At 67.1% G+C, this 18949-nt stretch carries 17 protein-coding genes; 15 read left to right on the forward strand and 2 right to left on the reverse strand.

Going from position 1 to position 18949, the window contains the following annotated elements; translation table 11 throughout:
* The first annotated feature begins 21 nt into the window (after positions 1–21).
* From AC5Y49_RS07305 to coaD, 5 genes are read left to right on the forward strand one after another with little or no spacing between them, the layout of a single operon-like run.
* Complete coding sequence (locus tag AC5Y49_RS07305; protein ID WP_499885387.1) at positions 22–777, forward strand: DsbA family protein; 756 nt, start codon at positions 22–24, stop codon at positions 775–777.
* On the forward strand, positions 774–1400 hold the full coding sequence (locus AC5Y49_RS07310) for a vitamin K epoxide reductase family protein (protein WP_499885389.1): 627 nt from the start codon (positions 774–776) through the stop codon (positions 1398–1400). The genes AC5Y49_RS07305 and AC5Y49_RS07310 overlap by 4 nt, the downstream gene beginning before the upstream one ends.
* Positions 1401–1415: 15 nt before the next feature.
* Entirely contained in the window at positions 1416–4799 is a 3384-nt protein-coding gene (locus AC5Y49_RS07315) for a pyruvate carboxylase (protein ID WP_499885391.1), read from the forward strand.
* Entirely contained in the window at positions 4796–5350 is a 555-nt protein-coding gene (gene rsmD / locus AC5Y49_RS07320) for a 16S rRNA (guanine(966)-N(2))-methyltransferase RsmD (protein ID WP_499886303.1), read from the forward strand. Before AC5Y49_RS07315 ends, rsmD begins: the two co-directional genes overlap by 4 nt.
* Before the next feature lie 23 nt (positions 5351–5373).
* On the forward strand, positions 5374–5856 hold the full coding sequence (coaD, locus tag AC5Y49_RS07325; RefSeq protein WP_499885393.1) for a pantetheine-phosphate adenylyltransferase: 483 nt from the start codon (positions 5374–5376) through the stop codon (positions 5854–5856).
* A 4-nt stretch (positions 5857–5860) separates the two neighbouring features.
* Here the strand turns inward: coaD and AC5Y49_RS07330 are convergent, their stop codons facing one another.
* A complete protein-coding gene (locus tag AC5Y49_RS07330) occupies positions 5861–7234 on the reverse strand; it encodes an HNH endonuclease signature motif containing protein (RefSeq protein WP_499885395.1) in 1374 nt (457 codons plus the stop codon).
* Between the two features lie 340 nt (positions 7235–7574).
* On the opposite strand from AC5Y49_RS07330, the gene sepIVA reads away from it, so the two are divergent.
* From sepIVA to mutM, 4 genes are read left to right on the forward strand one after another with little or no spacing between them, the layout of a single operon-like run.
* Positions 7575–8312 (forward strand): cell division protein SepIVA, encoded by a 738-nt coding sequence (gene sepIVA, locus AC5Y49_RS07335; protein ID WP_499885398.1) that lies wholly within the window; start codon positions 7575–7577, stop codon positions 8310–8312.
* Between the two features lie 44 nt (positions 8313–8356).
* On the forward strand, positions 8357–8941 hold the full coding sequence (locus tag AC5Y49_RS07340) for a YceD family protein (protein WP_499885401.1): 585 nt from the start codon (positions 8357–8359) through the stop codon (positions 8939–8941).
* Complete coding sequence (gene rnc, locus AC5Y49_RS07345; protein WP_499885403.1) at positions 8938–9618, forward strand: ribonuclease III; 681 nt, start codon at positions 8938–8940, stop codon at positions 9616–9618. Before AC5Y49_RS07340 ends, rnc begins: the two co-directional genes overlap by 4 nt.
* A 5-nt stretch (positions 9619–9623) precedes the next feature.
* Entirely contained in the window at positions 9624–10472 is an 849-nt protein-coding gene (gene mutM, locus AC5Y49_RS07350) for a DNA-formamidopyrimidine glycosylase (protein ID WP_499885405.1), read from the forward strand.
* A gap of 85 nt (positions 10473–10557) precedes the next feature.
* Here mutM and AC5Y49_RS07355 read toward each other — a convergent pair whose 3' ends face one another.
* Complete coding sequence (locus tag AC5Y49_RS07355; protein ID WP_499885408.1) at positions 10558–11334, reverse strand: PIG-L deacetylase family protein; 777 nt, start codon at positions 11332–11334, stop codon at positions 10558–10560.
* A 53-nt stretch (positions 11335–11387) separates the two neighbouring features.
* Here AC5Y49_RS07355 and AC5Y49_RS07360 point away from each other — a divergent pair, with 53 nt between their 5' ends.
* From AC5Y49_RS07360 to AC5Y49_RS07385, 6 genes are all read left to right on the forward strand, one after another.
* Positions 11388–11795 (forward strand): OsmC family protein, encoded by a 408-nt coding sequence (locus AC5Y49_RS07360; RefSeq protein ID WP_499885410.1) that lies wholly within the window; start codon positions 11388–11390, stop codon positions 11793–11795.
* Positions 11788–12063 (forward strand): acylphosphatase, encoded by a 276-nt coding sequence (locus AC5Y49_RS07365; RefSeq protein ID WP_499885412.1) that lies wholly within the window; start codon positions 11788–11790, stop codon positions 12061–12063. Before AC5Y49_RS07360 ends, AC5Y49_RS07365 begins: the two co-directional genes overlap by 8 nt.
* Positions 12064–12129: 66 nt before the next feature.
* A complete protein-coding gene (smc, locus tag AC5Y49_RS07370; protein WP_499885414.1) occupies positions 12130–15732 on the forward strand; it encodes a chromosome segregation protein SMC in 3603 nt (1200 codons plus the stop codon).
* A gap of 54 nt (positions 15733–15786) precedes the next feature.
* Positions 15787–17091 carry a signal recognition particle-docking protein FtsY gene (ftsY, locus tag AC5Y49_RS07375; RefSeq protein WP_499885416.1) on the forward strand — a complete coding sequence of 435 codons (1305 nt, stop codon included), beginning with the start codon at positions 15787–15789 and terminating at the stop codon, positions 17089–17091.
* A gap of 117 nt (positions 17092–17208) precedes the next feature.
* Positions 17209–18732 (forward strand): ammonium transporter, encoded by a 1524-nt coding sequence (locus AC5Y49_RS07380; RefSeq protein WP_499885418.1) that lies wholly within the window; start codon positions 17209–17211, stop codon positions 18730–18732.
* Positions 18659–18940, forward strand: coding sequence for a P-II family nitrogen regulator (locus tag AC5Y49_RS07385; protein WP_499886305.1), 282 nt, complete (start codon positions 18659–18661; stop codon positions 18938–18940). The genes AC5Y49_RS07380 and AC5Y49_RS07385 overlap by 74 nt, the downstream gene beginning before the upstream one ends.
* The last annotated feature ends 9 nt before the right edge of the window (positions 18941–18949 follow it).

Consider the following 18949-nt stretch of genomic DNA (forward strand, 5'->3'; position numbering starts at 1 on the left):
CAACGGAGGATCAGCAAACCTGTGGCCGACAAACCGAAACGCCCCGCCTATGACCTGAAGAAAGCCGGACGGCGACGCGATATCGCGATCCGGACCGGGCTGACGGCGATCGTGCTGATCTTCGCCGTCGTGCTGGTTGGCTACATCGTCATCTCGCACGACAAGAAGGGCGACGGCGAGAGCCGGGCGGTGCGGGTGACCTCGAGCGCGCTGGTCACCAAGGACGGAACCAAGGACCCTAAAGCCGTCGTGTCGTTCTACGAGGACTTCCTGTGCCCGGCGTGCGGCAACTTCGAGCGGACGTTCGGTCCGACGGTGTCCAACCTGATCGAGTCCGGCGCGATCGCCGCCGACTACTACATGGTGGGCATTCTCAGCAGGCCGCAGAACGACGACTATTCGACGCGGGCCGGATCGGCGGCCTATTGCGTCGCCGACGAGTCCATCGACGCCTTCGGCCGCTTTCACGCCAAGCTGTTCACCAAAAACGTGCAGCCCGAGGAAGTGGGTGGCACCTACCCGGACAATGCGCGATTGATCGAACTCGCCCGCCAAGCGGGGGTGGTCGGCAAAGTTCCCGATTGCATCAACAGCGGCAAATATGCCCCGATGGTCGACGGGATGGCATCGGCCACCGATATTCACGCCACCCCGACCATCCGCATCAACGGTCAGGATTACGAGTGGTCCACACCTGACGCGCTGGTCGCCAAGATCAAAGAAATCGTCGGGAATGTGCCGGGCCTCGACACGGCGGCGAGGCCGCCGGCGCAGTGACCACCGCGGTGTCGGCGCAACCCGGTGAGCCGCTCGAAGATTCGGCGCCTCGCGTTGCGGTCGCGGCCAGCAGTGCGTGGTGGGTGCTGGTCGCCGGAGTGGTCGGGCTGATCGCCTCGGGGATACTCACGGTGGAGAAGATCCACCTGTTGATGAACCCGTCGTATGTGCCGTCGTGCAACCTCAATCCCGTGCTGTCATGCGGCTCGGTGATGGCGACCCCGCAGGCATCGCTGCTGGGCTTTCCCAATCCGTTGATCGGGATCGTCGCTTTCAGTGTCGTCGTGGTCACCGGTGTACTGGCGATCGCCAAAGTGGCTCTGCCGCAGTGGTATTGGATCGGACTGGCGCTCGGTAGCTTGGCCGGCACGGGATTCGTGCACTGGTTGATCTTTCAGAGCCTGTACCGGATCGGGGCACTGTGTCCGTACTGCATGGTGGTGTGGGCGGTCACCGTCCCGCTGCTGGTGGTCGTCGGGTCGATCGCTTTCAATCCTGCCGACGGGAGCCCGGTCGTCCGCGCGCTCTACCATTGGCGGTGGTCGCTTACCGCGCTCTGGTTCACGGCGCTCATTCTGCTGATCTTCACGCGGTTCTGGGATTACTGGTCGACACTTCTCTAGAACGAAGGGGCGTGTGTGATTTCCAAAGTGCTGGTCGCCAACCGCGGTGAGATCGCGATCCGCGCGTTCCGCGCCGCCTACGAACTGGGCGTGGGCACCGTCGCGGTCTACCCGTACGAGGACCGCAATTCGGTGCACCGGCTCAAGGCTGACGAGTCCTACCAGATCGGCGATGTCGGACATCCGGTGCGGGCCTACTTGTCCGTCGACGAGATCGTCGAAACCGCCCGCCGCGCAGGCGCCGACGCGGTGTATCCCGGATACGGATTCCTGTCGGAGAACCCCGAATTGGCAGACGCCTGCGCACGGGCGGGGATCACGTTCGTCGGCCCGAGCGCCGCGGTGTTGGAGCTGACCGGCAACAAATCCCGCGCGATCGCGACGGCGCGCGAAGCGGGCCTGCCCGTGCTGATGTCCTCGGAGCCGTCGGCATCGGTTGACGAGTTGGTGGCCGCCGCCGGTGATATGCGGTTCCCGTTGTTCGTCAAGGCGGTCGCGGGTGGCGGCGGACGCGGGATGCGTCGCGTGGGCGACATCACCGCGCTGCCCGAGGCCATTGAAGCGGCCAGCCGCGAAGCCGAATCGGCGTTCGGGGATCCGACGGTTTATCTCGAGCAGGCGGTGATCAACCCGCGCCACATCGAGGTGCAGATCTTGGCTGACACCCATGGGAATGTCATCCACCTCTACGAGCGGGACTGCAGTGTGCAGCGTCGCCACCAGAAGGTCATCGAACTGGCGCCGGCGCCGAACCTCGACCCGCAGGTCCGGGAGAAGATCTGCGCCGACGCGGTCGCGTTCGCCCGCCACATCGACTACAGCTGTGCGGGAACCGTGGAGTTCCTGCTCGACGAGCGTGGTGAGCATGTCTTCATCGAAATGAATCCGCGCATTCAGGTCGAACACACCGTCACCGAGGAGATCACGGACGTCGACCTGGTTTCCAGCCAGCTGCGCATCGCCGCCGGGGAGACTCTCGACGACCTGGGTTTGCGCCAAGAGGCGATTCGGCCGCACGGCGCAGCGCTGCAGTGCCGGATCACCACCGAGGACCCGGCCAACGGGTTTCGGCCCGACACCGGGCGAATCAGCGCCTACCGTAGCCCGGGCGGGGCGGGCATCCGGCTGGACGGCAGCACGCATCTGGGTGCGGAGATCAGCGCTCACTTCGACTCCATGCTGGTCAAGCTGACCTGCCGGGGACGGGACTTTTCGACGGCGATGAACCGTGCCCGGCGCGCGCTGGCCGAGTTCCGGATCCGCGGCGTTTCGACGAATGTCCCGTTTTTGCAAGCAGTGTTGGACGATCCGGATTTTCGCGCCGGCCGCATCACCACGTCGTTCATCGATGAGCGTCCGCAACTGCTGACCGCGCGTGCGTCGGCCGACCGCGGCACCAAAATCCTCAACTACCTGGCCGACGTCACCGTCAACCAGCCGCACGGCGCTCGGCCGTCGACGGTGTACCCGCACGACAAGCTGCCCGAGGTTGACCTCGAGGCGGCCCCGCCGCCGGGCTCCAAGCAACGGCTGGTCGAGTTGGGGCCGGAGGGTTTTGCGCACTGGTTGCGGGAATCCGCAGCAGTCGGGGTCACCGAAACCACCTTCCGCGATGCCCACCAGTCGTTGCTGGCCACCCGGGTGCGGACTCTCGGGCTGCTCACCGTGGCGCCCTACATTGCGCGGCTCACACCGCAATTGCTGTCAATGGAGTGCTGGGGCGGCGCGACCTACGACGTGGCGCTGCGCTTTCTGAAGGAGGATCCTTGGGAGCGGTTGGCGGCGCTGCGTGAAGCGCTGCCCAACATCTGCCTGCAGATGTTGCTGCGTGGCCGCAACACCGTGGGCTACACGCCGTACCCGGAAGTCGTCACCACGGCGTTCGTCGAGGAAGCCACCGCAACCGGAATCGACATCTTCCGGATCTTCGACGCGCTCAACAACGTCGAGTCGATGCGTCCGGCGATCGACGCGGTACGCGAAACCGGTTCTGCCATCGCAGAAGTCGCGATGTGCTACACCGGCGACCTGGCCGATCCGGATGAGAACATCTATACGCTGGATTACTATCTCAAGCTCGCCGAGCAGATCGTCGATGCCGGCGCACATGTGCTGGCCATCAAGGACATGGCCGGGCTGTTGCGGGCACCCGCCGCGACAGCACTGGTGAGTGCACTGCGGAGTCGCTTCGACCTGCCGGTGCATGTGCACACCCACGACACCCCGGGCGGGCAGCTGGCCAGCTATGTCGCGGCCTGGCATGCCGGGGCCGACGCTGTCGACGGTGCCGCCGCCCCATTGGCGGGAACGACCAGCCAGCCCGCGCTGAGTTCGATCGTGGCTGCGGCCGCGCACACCGAATACGACACCGGGCTGTCGCTTGCTGCGGTGTGCGATCTGGAGCCGTATTGGGAGGCGCTGCGAAAGGTGTACGCCCCCTTCGAATCCGGGCTGCCCGCACCGACCGGCCGGGTCTACGACCACGAGATCCCCGGCGGCCAGTTGTCCAATTTGCGCCAGCAGGCCATTGCGCTGGGTTTGGGCGATCGTTTCGAAGAGATCGAAGTCAATTACGCCGCAGCCGATCGGCTGCTGGGCCGGTTGGTCAAGGTCACGCCGACCTCGAAGGTGGTCGGGGACCTCGCGCTGGCGTTGGTCGGGGCCGGAGTCAGCGCCGAGGAATTTGCCTCGGAGCCATCCCGATTCGACATACCCGAGTCGGTGCTGGGTTTCCTGCGCGGCGAGCTGGGTGATCCGCCCGGCGGCTGGCCGGAGCCGCTGCGCACCGCGACGCTGGCCGGCCGGGCGCCCGCCAAACCCGCACCGGAGCTCTCCGCAGACGACGAGACGGTGCTGGCACAGCCCGGGCCCAAACGTCAGGCCACCCTGAACCGATTGCTATTCCCCGGTCCGACAAAGGAATACGAATCGCATCGGGAAGCCTACGGTGACACGTCGCAGCTGTCGGCCAACCAGTTCTTCTACGGCCTGCGCCAAGGCGAGGAACACCGCGTCCAGTTGGAACCCGGTGTGGAACTGCTGATCGGGTTGGAGGCGATTTCCGAACCCGACGAGCGCGGCGTGCGAACGGTGATGTGCATCATCAACGGCCAACTGCGACCGGTGGAGGTGCGCGACCGCAGCATCGCCAGCACGGTGCCGACGGCTGAAAAGGCCGATCGTGCCAACAGCGGTCATATCGCTGCGCCCTTCGCCGGCGTTGTCACCATTGGTGTGTCCGAAGGCGACCGGGTGAGCGCCGGGCAGACCATCGCAACCATCGAGGCGATGAAGATGGAGGCGCCGATCACCGCCCCCGCCGATGCGACGGTCGAACGGGTGGCGGTATCGACCACCGCCCAGGTGGAGGGCGGTGACCTGCTGGTGGTGCTGCGCTGACCCGCATCATCGGCGGTGTGGCCGGGGGCCGGCGGATTGCGGTGCCGGCGCGGGGAACCCGGCCAACCACCGATCGGGTCCGCGAATCGCTGTTCAATGTGTTGACGGCAAGGCTCGACCTGACCGGGATGTCGGTGCTGGACCTTTACGCGGGCTCGGGCGCCCTGGGTTTGGAGGCGTTGTCGCGCGGCGCGGCGTCGGTGCTGTTCGTCGAGTCCGATCGGCAGGCCGCGGCCGTCGTTGAGCGCAACATTGCGGCCCTCGGACTGCCCGGCGCGACGCTGCGGCGCGGGAACGTTTCGACGGTGGTGGCAGCCGGCGCCGCCACGCCGGCGGACCTTGTGCTTGCCGATCCGCCCTATGACGTCGACGCTGCCGAGATCGAGGCGCTGTTGGATGCACTGACCGGTTGTGGCTGGGCCAGCGCCGGAACCGTGGTCGTGCTGGAGCGGGCGGCCGGAGGCACGCCGCTGGCGTGGCCGACCGGCTGGCGGCCCTGGCAGCAGCGGGTTTACGGCGACACCCGGTTGGAGCTTGGCGAACGGTCTTGAGCTGGCTGCTACCGTCGTGAGCCATGAGCGGCGCGGTATGCCCAGGATCCTTCGACCCGGTGACGCTGGGGCACGTCGACATCCTCGAGCGCGCGGCCGTGCAATTCGACGAGGTGGTGGCCGCCGTATTGGTCAACCCGAACAAAAAGGGCATGTTCAGCGTCGACGAGCGAATCGCGATGATCGAGGAGTCCACCGCACATTTGGCGAACGTTCGGGTGGAGTCGGGCGAGGGTCTGGTGGTCGATTTCGTCCGGTCGCGCGGGCTCACCGCGATCGTCAAGGGGCTGCGGACCGGTACCGACTTCGAGTACGAGTTGCAGATGGCCCAGATGAACAAGCACATCGCCGGGGTGGACACGTTTTTCGTGGCGACCACGCCGCGGTATTCCTTCGTGTCGTCATCGCTGGCCAAGGAGGTCGCGTCGATGGGCGGTGACGTGTCAGAGCTGCTGCCCGAACCCGTCAACCGTCGGCTCGCCGAAAAACTATCGCGCGGTAGGTAATTCGTTACGGAACGTCGCCATCCTCGCCGTCGCTTTCGCGCAGGAGCCGCTCGGGGTGGTGGTAAGTGTTGGTGCGAGGTTGGCCCCGGTCTAGGTGCGGAGGTGGGATCCATTGGGTATCACCGTTTTTGAGCTTGCGGGTCTTCCAGCCGCCGGAGGTGACGAGTTTGTGATGCGGTCCGCAGGCCAGGGTGAGATCGTCGACGTTGGTTTCGCGGCATTGGGCGAAGTCGGTGACGTGGTGGACTTCGGTGAGGTAGCCGGGCACGTCGCAGTTGGGGAAGGTGCAGCCGCGGTCTTTAGCGTAGAGCACGATGCGCTGGCCGGAGCAGGCCAGCCGTTTCGTGTGGTAAAGCCCGATTGCTTTGCCGTTGTCGAAAATCGACAGGTAGTGATGAGCGTGGGATGCCAGGCGGATCACGTCGCTCATCGGCAGCAGGGTGCCGCCACCGGTGAGGGCTTTGCCGGTGCCGGCTTCGAGTTCGGCCAGGGTGGTGGACACGATGATGGTGGCGGGTAGCCCGTTGTGTTGGCCCAGCTTTCCGGAAGCCAACAGCGCGCGCCCGGCAGCATTGAGCGCATCGTGGTTGCGTTGGCCGGTGCTGCGGGTGTCGCCCTGGATGGCTTCCTGCGACGGTGTGCCGCCGAGGCACGGCGTGGAATCCTCCGGGTTGCACATGCCCGGGGCGGCCAGCTTGGCCAACACGGCATCCAGGGTGGCGCGCGCCTCCGGGGTTAGATAGCCGCTGACTGGACTCATCCCGTCGACGTCTTGTTTGCCCAGGATCAGGCTGCGGCGCCGGGCGCGATCGTTGTCGGTGAAATCGCCGTCGGGGTTGAGGCAGTCGGTGAGCCGGTCGGCCAACTTGCTCAAGTCGTCGGGGCGATGCTCGCCGGCCAGTTCCGCTAGGTGGGCTTCGGCGCGCTGGCGGGTCTCCACATCCACCGCGTCGGGCAGGCGGTGATAGAAGCTGCGGATCACCGCCACGTGGCCGGCTCCGAGGTGTCCGGCGCGCTGGGCGGCCGCGGTGGCGGGTAGCAGCGGCTCGAGCGGTTCGCCGGTGATCGCGCGGCGCGGCCCCAGGTCGGCGGCCTCACCGATACGCCGTGAAGCGTCGGCGCGGGTGATCTGCAACCGCTCGGCCAACGCAAACGACAGCTTGCCACCCAGCTCGGCTTGATCGGCCTGCTCGGCGAGCTGGTTGATCAGCGGATGCTCGACGGCGGGCAGCTGGCGGCGCAGCGTTTCGGTGCGCTGCAGCATGGTCAGCCGCTCGGGGGTGGTCAACCCGTCAAAGCACAGGTCCAGGGCGCGTTTGAGGTATGTCGCCAGCCCATCGAAGACCTCATCGATCTCTTCCCGGCAACTCGAACGCATATTCGAATGATACCTGAAGCCGACGACAAGCGCTGTGGTTATCCACGGGCAAAACTACAGTGATACAAGTGGTTTGAGGGGTACAAGTGGTGGAAAACCCGGATAGTTGACGACCATGCCAAGGTGTGTGCCGGACCGCCTTGGCAAACGAAGGGACGGGCGTCTGGATGGGCCCGTCCGGGCGGCGTTGGCGCCGGACCCCGTAGCCCGACATAATGACGCCAAGTGTGCAGGTGAGCGGCATAGCAGCCAATGTCCGACACACCGGGCACGGCAACCCAGTCACAGAAGCAACACCAGGCACACTGGTAACAACAAACGATGCCGGAAGGGTGTTGCCGTGTACCGAGTTTTTGAAGCCCTGGACGAGCTGGGCGCGATTGTCGAAGAAGCCCGCGGAGTACCGATGACGGCCGGCTGCGTGGTTCCGCGCGGCGACGTGTTGGAGTTGATCGACGACATCAAGGACGCCATCCCCGGTGAGTTGGACGATGCCCAGGATGTGCTCGACGCCCGCGATTCGCTGCTCCACGACGCCAAGACCCACGCCGACTCCATGGTCTCCTCGGCGACCACCGAATCCGAGTCGATGCTCAACCACGCGCGCTCGGAGGCCGACCGGATCCTGTCCGACGCCAAGTCGCAGGCCGACCGGATGGTGGGCGAGGCACGCCAGCACAGCGAGCGGATGGTCGGCGAAGCTCGCGAGGAGGCGGTCCGCATCGCGGCCGCGGCCAAGCGGGAGTTCGAGGCCACCACCGGCCGTGCCAAGGCGGAATGCGACCGGCTGGTCGAAGAGGGCAACATTTCCTACGAGAAGGCCGTGCAAGAGGGCATCAAAGAACAGCAGCGGCTGGTCTCGCAGACCGAAGTCGTGGCATCGGCTCACGCGGAGGCCACCCGGCTCATCGACTCCGCGCACGCCGAAGCGGACCGGATGCGCGGCGAGTGTGATATCTACGTCGACGCCAAGCTCGCCGAATTCGAGGAGTACCTCAACGGCACGCTGCGCTCGGTCAACCGCGGTCGACACCAGCTGCGGACCGGGGCCGGCACCCACGACTACGCAACGCGTTAGTTCGGATTCGGACCCCTGTCTGCCCCGCCCGTAAAATCGCGGGCATGCCTAGGCAGCACAGCTCGACAAGGCACCGGCAGCCAACGTCACCGCTCGCGATCAACGTCGCACGGCTGCCGCGACGGCCGGGGGCGATGTTCTCGGTGCATGACACCGTGGCCAGCCCGTCGCGCATCGGACTGGACTTGATCGCAATCGAGCGCGGGGCGCCGATGCAGCTGGATCTGCGGGTGGAGTCGGTGTCCGAAGGCGTGCTGGTGACAGGCACGGTGGCCGCGCCCACCAGCGGCGAATGCGCCCGCTGCCTGAGACCGATCACCGGGCAGGTGCAGGTTGACCTGACTGAGCTGTTTGCTTACCCGGACAGCGCCACCGACGTGACCACCGAGGACGACGAGTTCGGCCGCGTCGTCGACGACATCGTCGACCTCGAGCAGCCCGTCATCGACGCCGTCGGCTTGGAACTGCCGCTGTCGCCGGTGTGCCGCACGGATTGTCCGGGGCTGTGCCCCGACTGCGGGGTTCCGCTGGCCACCGCCGAACCCGGCCACCACCACGACCAGATCGACCCGCGCTGGGCCAAGCTGGCCGGCATGGTGCATCCGGACGAGGACGCGGCACAGTCGTGAACAGCCTGCTCGAGGCGCTCGGGACGGACCTGCCCGACGAGCTGCTTACATTGGCGCTGACGCACCGCAGCTACGCCTACGAGCACGGCGGGCTGCCTACCAATGAGCGCCTGGAGTTCCTCGGCGACGCGGTGCTGGGACTGACCATCACCGATGAACTTTTCCGCCGCCACCCCGACCGTTCGGAGGGCGATCTGGCCAAGCTGCGGTCCAGCGTGGTCAACACCCAGGCGCTGGCCGACGTCGCACGTGCGCTGACCGACCAGGGGCTCGGCGCCCACTTGCTGTTGGGCCGCGGCGAGGCCAACACCGGCGGCGCGGACAAATCGAGCATTCTGGCCGACGGCATGGAGTCGCTGCTGGGCGCGGTCTACCTCCACCACGGGATGGATACGGCCCGCGAGGTGATCCTGCGATTGTTCGGTGGACTGCTGGACGCCGCGCCCACGCTGGGCGCCGGCTTGGACTGGAAGACCAGCCTGCAGGAGCTGACCGCGGCGCGCGGCTTGGGCGCGCCGTCGTACCAGGTCACCTCCACCGGGCCCGACCACGACAAGGAGTTCACGGCCGTCGTCGTCGTCATGGACACCGAGTACGGCAGCGGTGTGGGTCGATCCAAAAAGGAAGCCGAACAGAAGGCCGCTGCAGCAGCCTGGACTGCCCTCGACAGCGCGTGATGTAGATGCCCGAACTCCCCGAAGTCGAAGTGGTGCGGCGCGGGTTGCAGGACCATGTGGTCGACAAGACGATCACCGCGGTCCGCGTCCATCATCGCCGCGCGGTGCGCCGCCACGAGGCCGGCCCGGCCGACCTCACGGCGCGACTGCTCGGCGCACGGATCACCGGCACCGACCGCCGCGGCAAATATCTGTGGCTGACGCTGGACGACGACCAGGCGCTGGTCATCCACTTGGGAATGAGCGGACAGATGCTGCTCGGCACGGTCCCTAATGTCGGCCACTTGCGGGTCGCCGCGGTGCTCGACGACGGGACCACGATGAGCTTTGTCGACCAACGGACATTCGGCGGATGGCTGCTGGCCGACCTGGTAACTGTGGACGGCAGCGTGGTTCCCGCGCCGGTGGCGCACTTGGCCCGTGATCCGCTCGACCCTCGATTCGACGTCGCTGCCGCGGTTAATGTATTACGGCGCAAGCATTCTGAGATCAAACGCCAACTACTCGACCAGACCGTGGTGTCGGGTATCGGCAATATCTATGCTGACGAGGCGCTGTGGCGGGCCAAGGTGAACGGAGTCCGCCTCGCCGACGGTTTGAGCCGACCGAAGCTGACAGCGGTGTTGGCGTCGGCCGCCGAGGTGATGCGCGACGCGTTGGCCCAGGGCGGCACCTCGTTCGATGCGCTGTATGTCAACGTCAACGGCCAGTCCGGCTACTTCGACCGGTCGCTGAATGCTTACGGTCGCGACGGCAAACCCTGTCGGCGCTGTGGTGCGGTGATCCGGCGGGAGAAGTTCATGAACCGCTCGTCGTTCTACTGTCCGCGCTGCCAGCCCCGCCCGCGGCGCTGACGCTCTGCGCGAGCGTGCGTGTTCCCGGGCGACACGCCGGGCAAATTACCGGGGACACGCACGCTCGCGCCAGGGGCGAGCAAAGTCAGTCGAAGATGTCGCGCCGCACCGATCCCGGCGGCGCGTCCGGATCGACGAACCATTCCCGAGCGAACAGCAGCCCGAACACCTGAGGTGGCAGGCGCAGCAGCACCCCGAACATGCGCGCGGCGAAACCGGTACTGCCGATCTGCGAGCGATGAGCGGCCAATGCATCCCGCTTCTGCCGTGCAAAACGGAAAACGTCGATCCGGTGAGTGATGGTTGCCCGCGGAGCGTATGCGGTGCGGACGACGTCCGCCTCGTACGGCGCCGGCAGTCGCAGCACCCGAGCGAGATCGCTGATCCGGCACAGCCATTCCCGCGGCATCGTCACCTCGAGCACTCTCGGCGTACCAGCAAGTTGGGCCGCCCGCTTGCCGACATGGTGGACCTGCACATGATCACGATGGTGATAGCCGCCGTTGGATTGGTAGTTCAGCAGCAGGTCCGCGTTTTCGGCCCGAAGTATCGTCGCCAGTCGTTGCGCTGCCTCCTCGACATCCGCTCGTCCGAACCGGACTCGTCCGGGCGGGTCGGGGTAGAAGTCGGGGCCGTATCCGCTGTCGGCATAGCCGAGACACTCGACCCGATGCGCCCCGAGAATGCCTGCGCTCGACCGCAATTCGTCGAGCCGAGGCCTTTCTTCGGCATTATCCATATGACCGTCGGTTGCCGTGACGACAACCACACGGTTCCCGGCCGCCGCCGCTCGCGCCAGCGTGCCGCCGGTCAGGATGACTTCGTCGTCCGGGTGGGCGTGAAATGCGACGACGGTGGCCATGGGTTGCAGTATTACCCGACATCGTCGATTGCCGCACACGGTAGAACTGACCCATGACGCAACTGTGGGTGGAACGCACCGGGGCCCGTCGCTACACCGGACACAGCTCGCGGGGCGCGCAGGTTCTCGTCGGGTCCGAGGACGTCGACGGGGTGTTCACGCCGGGGGAGCTGCTCAAAATCGCGCTGGCCGCCTGCAGCGGAATGGCCAGCGACCAGCCGCTGGCCCGTCGGCTCGGCGACGACTACTCGGCCACCATCAAAGTCTCCGGCGCGGCTGACCGTGAGCAGGAGCGGTATCCGCTGCTGGAGGAGACCCTCGAGATCGACCTGTCGGGCTTGACGGACGACGAGAAGGCGCGCGTGCTGACGGTCGTCGAGCGCGCCGTCGACCAGGTCTGCACGGTCGGACGCACCCTCAAGTCGGGAACCAACGTGACTTTCGAGGTGACCAGTGGCTGAGGTGCGGCTCACCGCCTGGGTGCACGGCAACGTGCAGGGTGTCGGCTTCCGCTGGTGGACTCGGAGCCGCGCCTTGGAACTGGGTCTGACCGGCTACGCCGCCAACCGGCCCGACGGGCGGGTCCAGGTCGTCGCGCAGGGATCGCGTGACGCTTGTGAACAGCTGTTGCAGCTGTTGCAAACCGGCAAAACACCAGGCCACGTCGACAATGTTGTCGCGGATTGGTCTCAGCGCGCCGAACCGATCAGCGGCTTCAGCGAGAAGTAGCCCGGCGCCTCCTCGGGACGCGCGGCGTCCCGCATCGTCGCCGGGCGGAGCGGTAGTCTGCACGCCGTGTACCTCAAGAGTCTGACGCTCAAGGGCTTCAAGTCCTTTGCCTCGCCGACGACTCTGCGTTTCGAGCCGGGCATCACCGCCGTGGTCGGGCCGAACGGCTCGGGTAAGTCCAACGTGGTCGACGCCCTGGCCTGGGTGATGGGCGAGCAGGGCGCCAAGACGCTGCGCGGCGGAAAGATGGAAGACGTCATCTTCGCCGGCACCAGTTCGCGAGCACCGCTGGGCCGCGCTGAAGTCACGGTCACCATCGACAACTCGGACAACGCGCTGCCGATCGAGTACTCCGAGGTGTCGATCACCCGGCGGATGTTCCGCGACGGCGCCAGCGAATATGAAATCAACGGCAGCGGTTGCCGTTTGATGGATGTGCAGGAGCTGCTCAGCGACTCCGGCATCGGGCGCGAGATGCACGTCATCGTCGGGCAGGGCAAGCTCAACGAGATTCTGGAATCGCGGCCGGAGGACCGTCGGGCGTTCATCGAGGAAGCCGCCGGTGTGCTCAAGCACCGCAAGCGCAAGGAGAAAGCCGTCCGCAAGCTCGAGGCGATGTCGGCGAACCTGGCGCGGCTGACCGATCTGACCACCGAATTGCGTCGCCAGCTCAAGCCGTTGGGTCGTCAGGCCGAGGTGGCCCGTCGCGCCCAGACCATTCAGGCCGACCTGCGCGACGCGAAGCTGCGGCTGGCGGCCGACGACGTCGTGACCCGGCAGGCCGAGCTCAACGACACCAACGAGGCAGAAGCGGTGTTACGCCGCGAGCACGACGAGGCTGCCGCGAGGTGTGCGTCGGCCTCCGACGAGCTGGCCACCCACGAGAGCGCGTTGGCCCGCCTTTCTGAACGCGCTGAACGCGCACAGCAGACCTGGTTTCGGTTGTCCGCGTTGGCCGAACGGGTCAGCGCGACGATCCGGATCGCCAGCGAGCGAGCGCAGCACCTCGACGTCGAGCCCGCGACGACCGGCGGTCCGGATCCCGATGCGTTGGAGGCCGAAGCGCAACAGGTGGCGGCACAAGAACAGCGGCTGCTGGCGGAGTTGGCCGCCGCGCGCACCGGGCTGGAGGCCGCCCGGGCGGAGTTGTCGCACCGTGAGCGCAGCGCCGCCGACGCCGAACAGGCGCACCTGGCGGCGGTGCGCGCCGAGGCCGACCGCCGGGAGGGCCTGGCCCGGCTGGCCGGCCAAGTCGAAACCATGCGCGCGCGGGTTGAATCGATCGACGACAGCGTCGCCAAGTTGTCGGAGCGCATCGAGGAGGCAGCCACCCGAGCGCAGCACGCGGTGGCGGAGTTCGAAACCGTGCAGAGCCGCGTGGGTGAACTCGATCAGGGCGAGGTAGGCCTCGACGAGCATCACGACCGGATGGTGGCGGCGCTGCGACTGGCCGACGAGCGGGTCGCCGAACTGCAGTCCGCCGAGCGCGGGGCCGAACGTCAGGTGGCGTCGCTGCGGGCCCGCATCGACGCGCTGTCGGTGGGACTCGAACGCAAGGACGGTGCCGCCTGGCTTACCGAAAACCGCAGTGAAGCAGGTATTTTCGGAACCATCGCGAAGCTGGTCAGGGTTGAGTCCGGTTACCAGACGGCGCTGGCGGCGGTGCTGGGCGCGGCCGCAGACGCCGTGGCCGCCGACAGCTTCGGCGCTGCCCGCTCGGCGGTGACCGCGCTCAAGCAGGCTGACGGCGGACGAGCGGCGATCGTGCTGGGCGACTGGCCGGCCGCACCCGAATCCGAACGCGCCGCGGCCGCGTTGCCCGACGGCGCCCGCTGGGCGCTGGACCTCATCGAGGCGCCGCCGCGGCTGCGCGGCGCGATGACGGCGATGCTTTCCGGCGTCGCGGTGGTCGCCGATCTGGGTGCGGCGCTGGATCTGGTGGCGGCGAGCCCGCGGTTGCGCGCGGTTACCCACGACGGCGATCTGGTCGGGGCGGGCTGGGTGAGTGGAGGATCAGACCGCAAGCCCTCGACACTGGAAGTGGCCGGCGAAATCGACAAGGCCGGTGCTGAACTGGCGGCCGCCGAAGCTCAGGTCAACCAGCTATCCGCCGCGCTGTCGGGTGCGCTCAGTGAGCAAGCCACGCGGCAAGACTCCGCCGAGCAGGCGCTGGCCGCGCTCAACGAATCCGATGCCGCGATCTCAGCGATCTACGAACAACTGGGTCGGCTGGGCCAGGAGGCCCGCGCCGCCGACGACGAATGGCGCCGGCTCTTGCACCAGCGCGAGGAGTTGGAGGCCGGCCGCGCCCGGACCCTCGAGGAGCTCGGTGAGCTGGAGACCCGGCTACGCAACGCCGAACAGACCCAAGATGTGTCGGCCGCCCAGCCCGTCGACCAGCAGGAGATTGCCGCGGCCCGCACCGGTTTAGAGGCTGCCCGCACCGCCGAAGTGGAAGCTCGGTTGACGGTACGCACCGCTGAGGAGCGTGCCAATGCCGTTCGGGGACGGGCGGATTCGTTGCGCCGAGCCGCCGCCGCCGAACGGGAGGCGCGGCTGCGTGCCCAGCAGGCCCGCGCCGCCCGAGAGCACGCCGCGGCGGTGGCAGCTGCGGTGGCCGACGGCGGGCACCTGCTGGCCAGGCGGCTCAATCAGGTGGTCGGCGCAGCGTCGCGCGACCGCGACGCACTGACCACCGAACGCCAGCAGCGATCGACGGCGATGACGGCGGTGCGCGACGAGGTCAACACCCTCAACGCGCGGATCGCCACCCTGACCGAAGCGCTGCACCGCGACGAAGTGGCCAAGGCGCAGGCCGCGCTGCGCATCGAGCAGCTCGAACAGATGGTTCTCGAACAGTTCGGGATGGCCCCCGACGACCTGGTCGCCGAATACGGTCCCGATGTCGCGCTGCCGCCCACCGAACTCGAGATGGCCGAATATGAGCAGGCTCGCGAGCGCGGCGAGCAGGTCACCGCGCCGGCGCCGATGCCGTTCGACCGGTCCACTCAGGAGCGTCGGGCCAAACGCGCCGAACGTGAGCTGGCCGAACTGGGCCGGGTCAACCCGTTGGCGCTGGAGGAGTTCGCCGCGCTGGAGGAACGCTATAACTTCTTGTCCACCCAGCTCGAGGACGTCAAGGCCGCCCGCAAGGATCTGCTCGACGTCGTCGCCGACGTCGACGCCCGCATCCTGCAGGTGTTCACCGACGCCTACGCCGATGTGGAGCGCGAGTTCCAAGGAGTGTTCGCAAGCCTTTTCCCGGGCGGCGAGGGCCGGCTGCGGCTGACCGATCCCGACGACATGCTGCACACCGGCATCGAGGTGGAGGCCCGCCCGCCCGGCAAGAAGATCAAGCGGCTGTCGCTGCTGTCCGGTGGCGAGAAGTCGCTGACCGCGGTGGCGATGCTGGTGGCGATCTTCAAAGCCCGGCCGTCGCCGTTCTACATCATGGACGAGGTGGAGGCCGCGCTCGACGACACCAACCTGCACCGGCTGCTGCAGCTGTTCGAACAGCTGCGCGCCCAGTCGCAGCTCATCGTCATCACTCACCAGAAGCCGACGATGGAAGTGGCCGACGCGTTGTACGGGGTGACGATGCGCGACGACGGCATCACCGCGGTGATCTCGCAGCGGATGCGCGGTCAGGAACTGGTCACCGCCGGATAGCGCCGCCAGCGACCGGCCCTCGGTGTTGGGTGTGGCCCCTGGAACAATGGCGTGGTGTCCGAAGCTCTGTGGATCGCCGTCGCGGTCATCGCTGCACTGGTCGTCATCGCCGCACTGATCTTCGGCCTGGTCCGCTACCGCCGGCGACGGATCAGCTTGTCGCAACAGCCCGCAACGCTCGACCGCTCCGGCGGCTACACCACCTCAGCGGGCATCACCTTCAGCCAGACAGCGCCGCCGGTCCAGCCGGCCGAGCGCATCGACACCACCGGCCTGCCCGGTGTCGGCGACGACGCCACCATTCCGCGTGACGCCCCGAAGCGCACCGTCGCCGACGTTCAGCTGCCCGAACCCGACACCGAAACACCGCCGGCGCCGCCCGCACCGCCAGCACCAGCAGCGCCGCCCGCGCCGAAAGCTCCCGATCTCGAGGCGATTGCCCCGGCCGAAGGCCGGTTGGAGCGGCTGCGCGGGCGGCTGGCCAGATCGCAGAACGCGTTGGGGCGCAGCATGCTCGGCCTCCTGGGCGGCGGGGATCTCGACGAGGACTCCTGGGAAGAGGTCGAAGAGACGCTGTTGGTGGCCGACCTGGGCCCGACGGCGACCACGTCGGTGGTGTCGCGCCTGCGCAGCGAGCTCGCCGGCAAAAACGTCCAGACCGAGGCCGATGCCCGCGCGGTGCTGCGGGAGGTCCTGATCAGCGAGCTGCAACCCGAGTTGGATCGCTCGATCCGTGCGCTGCCGCACGCCGATCATCCGTCGGTGCTGCTGGTGGTCGGTGTCAACGGCACGGGCAAAACCACCACGGTCGGCAAATTGGCGCGGGTGCTGGTCGCCGACGGCCGTCGGGTGGTGCTGGGCGCCGCCGACACGTTCCGCGCCGCTGCGGCCGACCAACTGCAGACCTGGGCCGCCCGGGTGGGCGCCGAAGTAGTGCGCGGCGCGGAGGGCGCCGACCCGGCCTCGGTCGCGTTCGATTCGGTCGACAAGGGCATCGCCGCGGGCGCCGACGTCGTCGTCATCGACACCGCAGGGCGATTGCACACCAAGACCGGGCTGATGGACGAACTGGGCAAAGTCAAACGGGTGGTGACGCGCCGCGCGGCCGTCGACGAGGTCCTATTGGTGCTCGATGCGACCATCGGGCAGAACGGCCTGGCGCAGGCGCGGGTGTTCGCCGACGTCGTCGACATCACTGGCGCGGTGCTGACCAAGCTGGACGGAACCGCCAAAGGCGGCATCGTGTTCCGGGTGCAGCAGGAATTAGGCGTGCCGGTCAAACTGGTCGGCCTCGGCGAGGGACCCGACGATCTCGCGCCGTTCGAGCCCGCCGCCTTCGTCGACGCCCTACTGGGCTGACGCCCACCGGTGAGCATCCTGTAACGCTGGCGAAACCACGCCGCGTCGGAGCCGAAACAACGACTGCGCATTGTTTGACCAGGTCGTTGGCAGCTTCGGCGAAGGAGGTCTGGGCGCGTGGACCAATACCCGACGATGGGGGTGCCGAACACCGGCGATACCGCCTGGATGCTGGCCAGCTCCGCGCTGGTGCTGTTGATGACACCGGGCCTGGCCTTTTTCTATGGCGGCATGGTCCGCGCCAAGAGCGTGCTGAACATGATCATGATGAGCGTCAGCGCGATGGGCGTGGTGACGGTGCTGTGGGTGCTCTACGGCTACTCGCTTGCCTTCGGCGACGACGTCGGGTCCATCGCGGGTAATCCGACCCAATACTGGGGCTTAAAGGGGCTCATCGGCGTCAATGCCGTCGCAGCCGACCCGGCCGCCCACTCGGCCGCCGTCGAGATTCCGCTGGCGGGAACCGTGCCGCAATCCGTGTTTGTCGCATTCCAGCTGATGTTTGCGATCATCACGGTGGCGCTGATCTCCGGAGCTGTGGCCGATCGGTTGAAGTTCGGCAGCTGGATGCTGTTCGCCGCGCTGTGGGCGAGTTTCGTGTACTTCCCGGTCGCGCACTGGGTCTTCGCGTTCGACACGGTGACGGCGGCGCACGGCGGGTGGATCGCCAACAAGCTGCACGCCATCGACTTCGCGGGCGGTACCGCCGTCCACATCAACGCCGGCACCGCGGGCCTGGTGTTGGCCATCATCGTCGGCAAGCGCAGAGGCTGGCCCGCCATGCCGATGCGGCCGCACAACTTGCCGCTGGTGATGCTCGGCGCCGGTTTGCTGTGGTTCGGCTGGTATGGCTTTAACGCCGGGTCGGCGCTGAGTGCCAACGGCGCCGCCGGCTCGACGTTCATCACCACCACGATCGCGACGGCCGCAGCGATGCTCGGCTGGCTACTCACCGAGCGGATCCGCGACGGCCACGCGACGTCACTTGGGGCCGCGTCGGGCATTGTGGCCGGGCTGGTCGCGATCACCCCATCATGTTCGTCGGTCAACGTAGTTGGCGCCCTGGTAATCGGCGTGGTGGCCGGCGTCGCATGCGCGTTGGCCGTCGGCCTGAAATACCGATTCGGGTTTGACGATTCGCTCGACGTGGTCGGGGTGCACCTGGTCGGCGGTCTGGTGGGCACCTTGCTGGTGGGCTTGCTCGCGGCCCCGGAAACGGTTGCCATCGCCGGCGTGGCGGGGGTGTCGCCGGGTTTGCTCTATGGCGGCGGTTTCGATCAGCTGTGGCGGCAGACCATCGGCGCGGGCGGTGTTCTCGTCTATTCGGCTATCGGCACCGCTATCTTGGCTCTGATCGTGAAATACACGATCGGACTGCGACTGGGTGCGGAGGATGAAACCTCAGGCATCGACGAAGCTCAACACGCCGAAGGCGGCTACGACTTCGCTGTTGTCCGCAGTTCGGTTATCGCACATCACGACTTAGCGGACGGAGCAGAGGTACACAACGATGAAGCTGATTACCGCGATCGTCAAGCCGTTCACGCTGGAAGACATCAAGGCCAGCCTGGAGGAGGCAGGACAACTGGGGATGACAGTCAGCGAAGTCCAGGGCTACGGACGGCAGAAAGGTCACACTGAGGTTTACCGCGGTGCTGAATACTCGGTTGATTTCGTACCGAAGGTGCGAATCGAGGTCTTGGTCGACGACTTTGCCGCCGACAAGGTCGTCGACAGTATCGTGCGAGCGGCGCGCACCGGCAAGATCGGTGACGGCAAAGTATGGGTCTGCCCCGTGGAAACCGTTGTGCGGGTGCGCACCGGCGAGCGTGGGCCGGATGCGATATGAGGTTCGTTC

It is taken from the genome of Mycobacterium sp. NGS62 (genome assembly GCF_059812285.1).

Coding starts and splice junctions, on each gene's coding strand:
- coaD (WP_499885393.1), top strand. CDS start 5,374: ATGAGCGGCGCGGTATGCCCAGGATCCTTCGACCCGGTGACGCTGGGG.
- AC5Y49_RS07330 (WP_499885395.1), bottom strand. CDS start 7,234: ATGCGTTCGAGTTGCCGGGAAGAGATCGATGAGGTCTTCGATGGGCTG.
- AC5Y49_RS07340 (WP_499885401.1), top strand. CDS start 8,357: ATGCCTAGGCAGCACAGCTCGACAAGGCACCGGCAGCCAACGTCACCG.
- mutM (WP_499885405.1), top strand. CDS start 9,624: ATGCCCGAACTCCCCGAAGTCGAAGTGGTGCGGCGCGGGTTGCAGGAC.
- AC5Y49_RS07355 (WP_499885408.1), bottom strand. CDS start 11,334: ATGGCCACCGTCGTCGCATTTCACGCCCACCCGGACGACGAAGTCATC.
- AC5Y49_RS07360 (WP_499885410.1), top strand. CDS start 11,388: ATGACGCAACTGTGGGTGGAACGCACCGGGGCCCGTCGCTACACCGGA.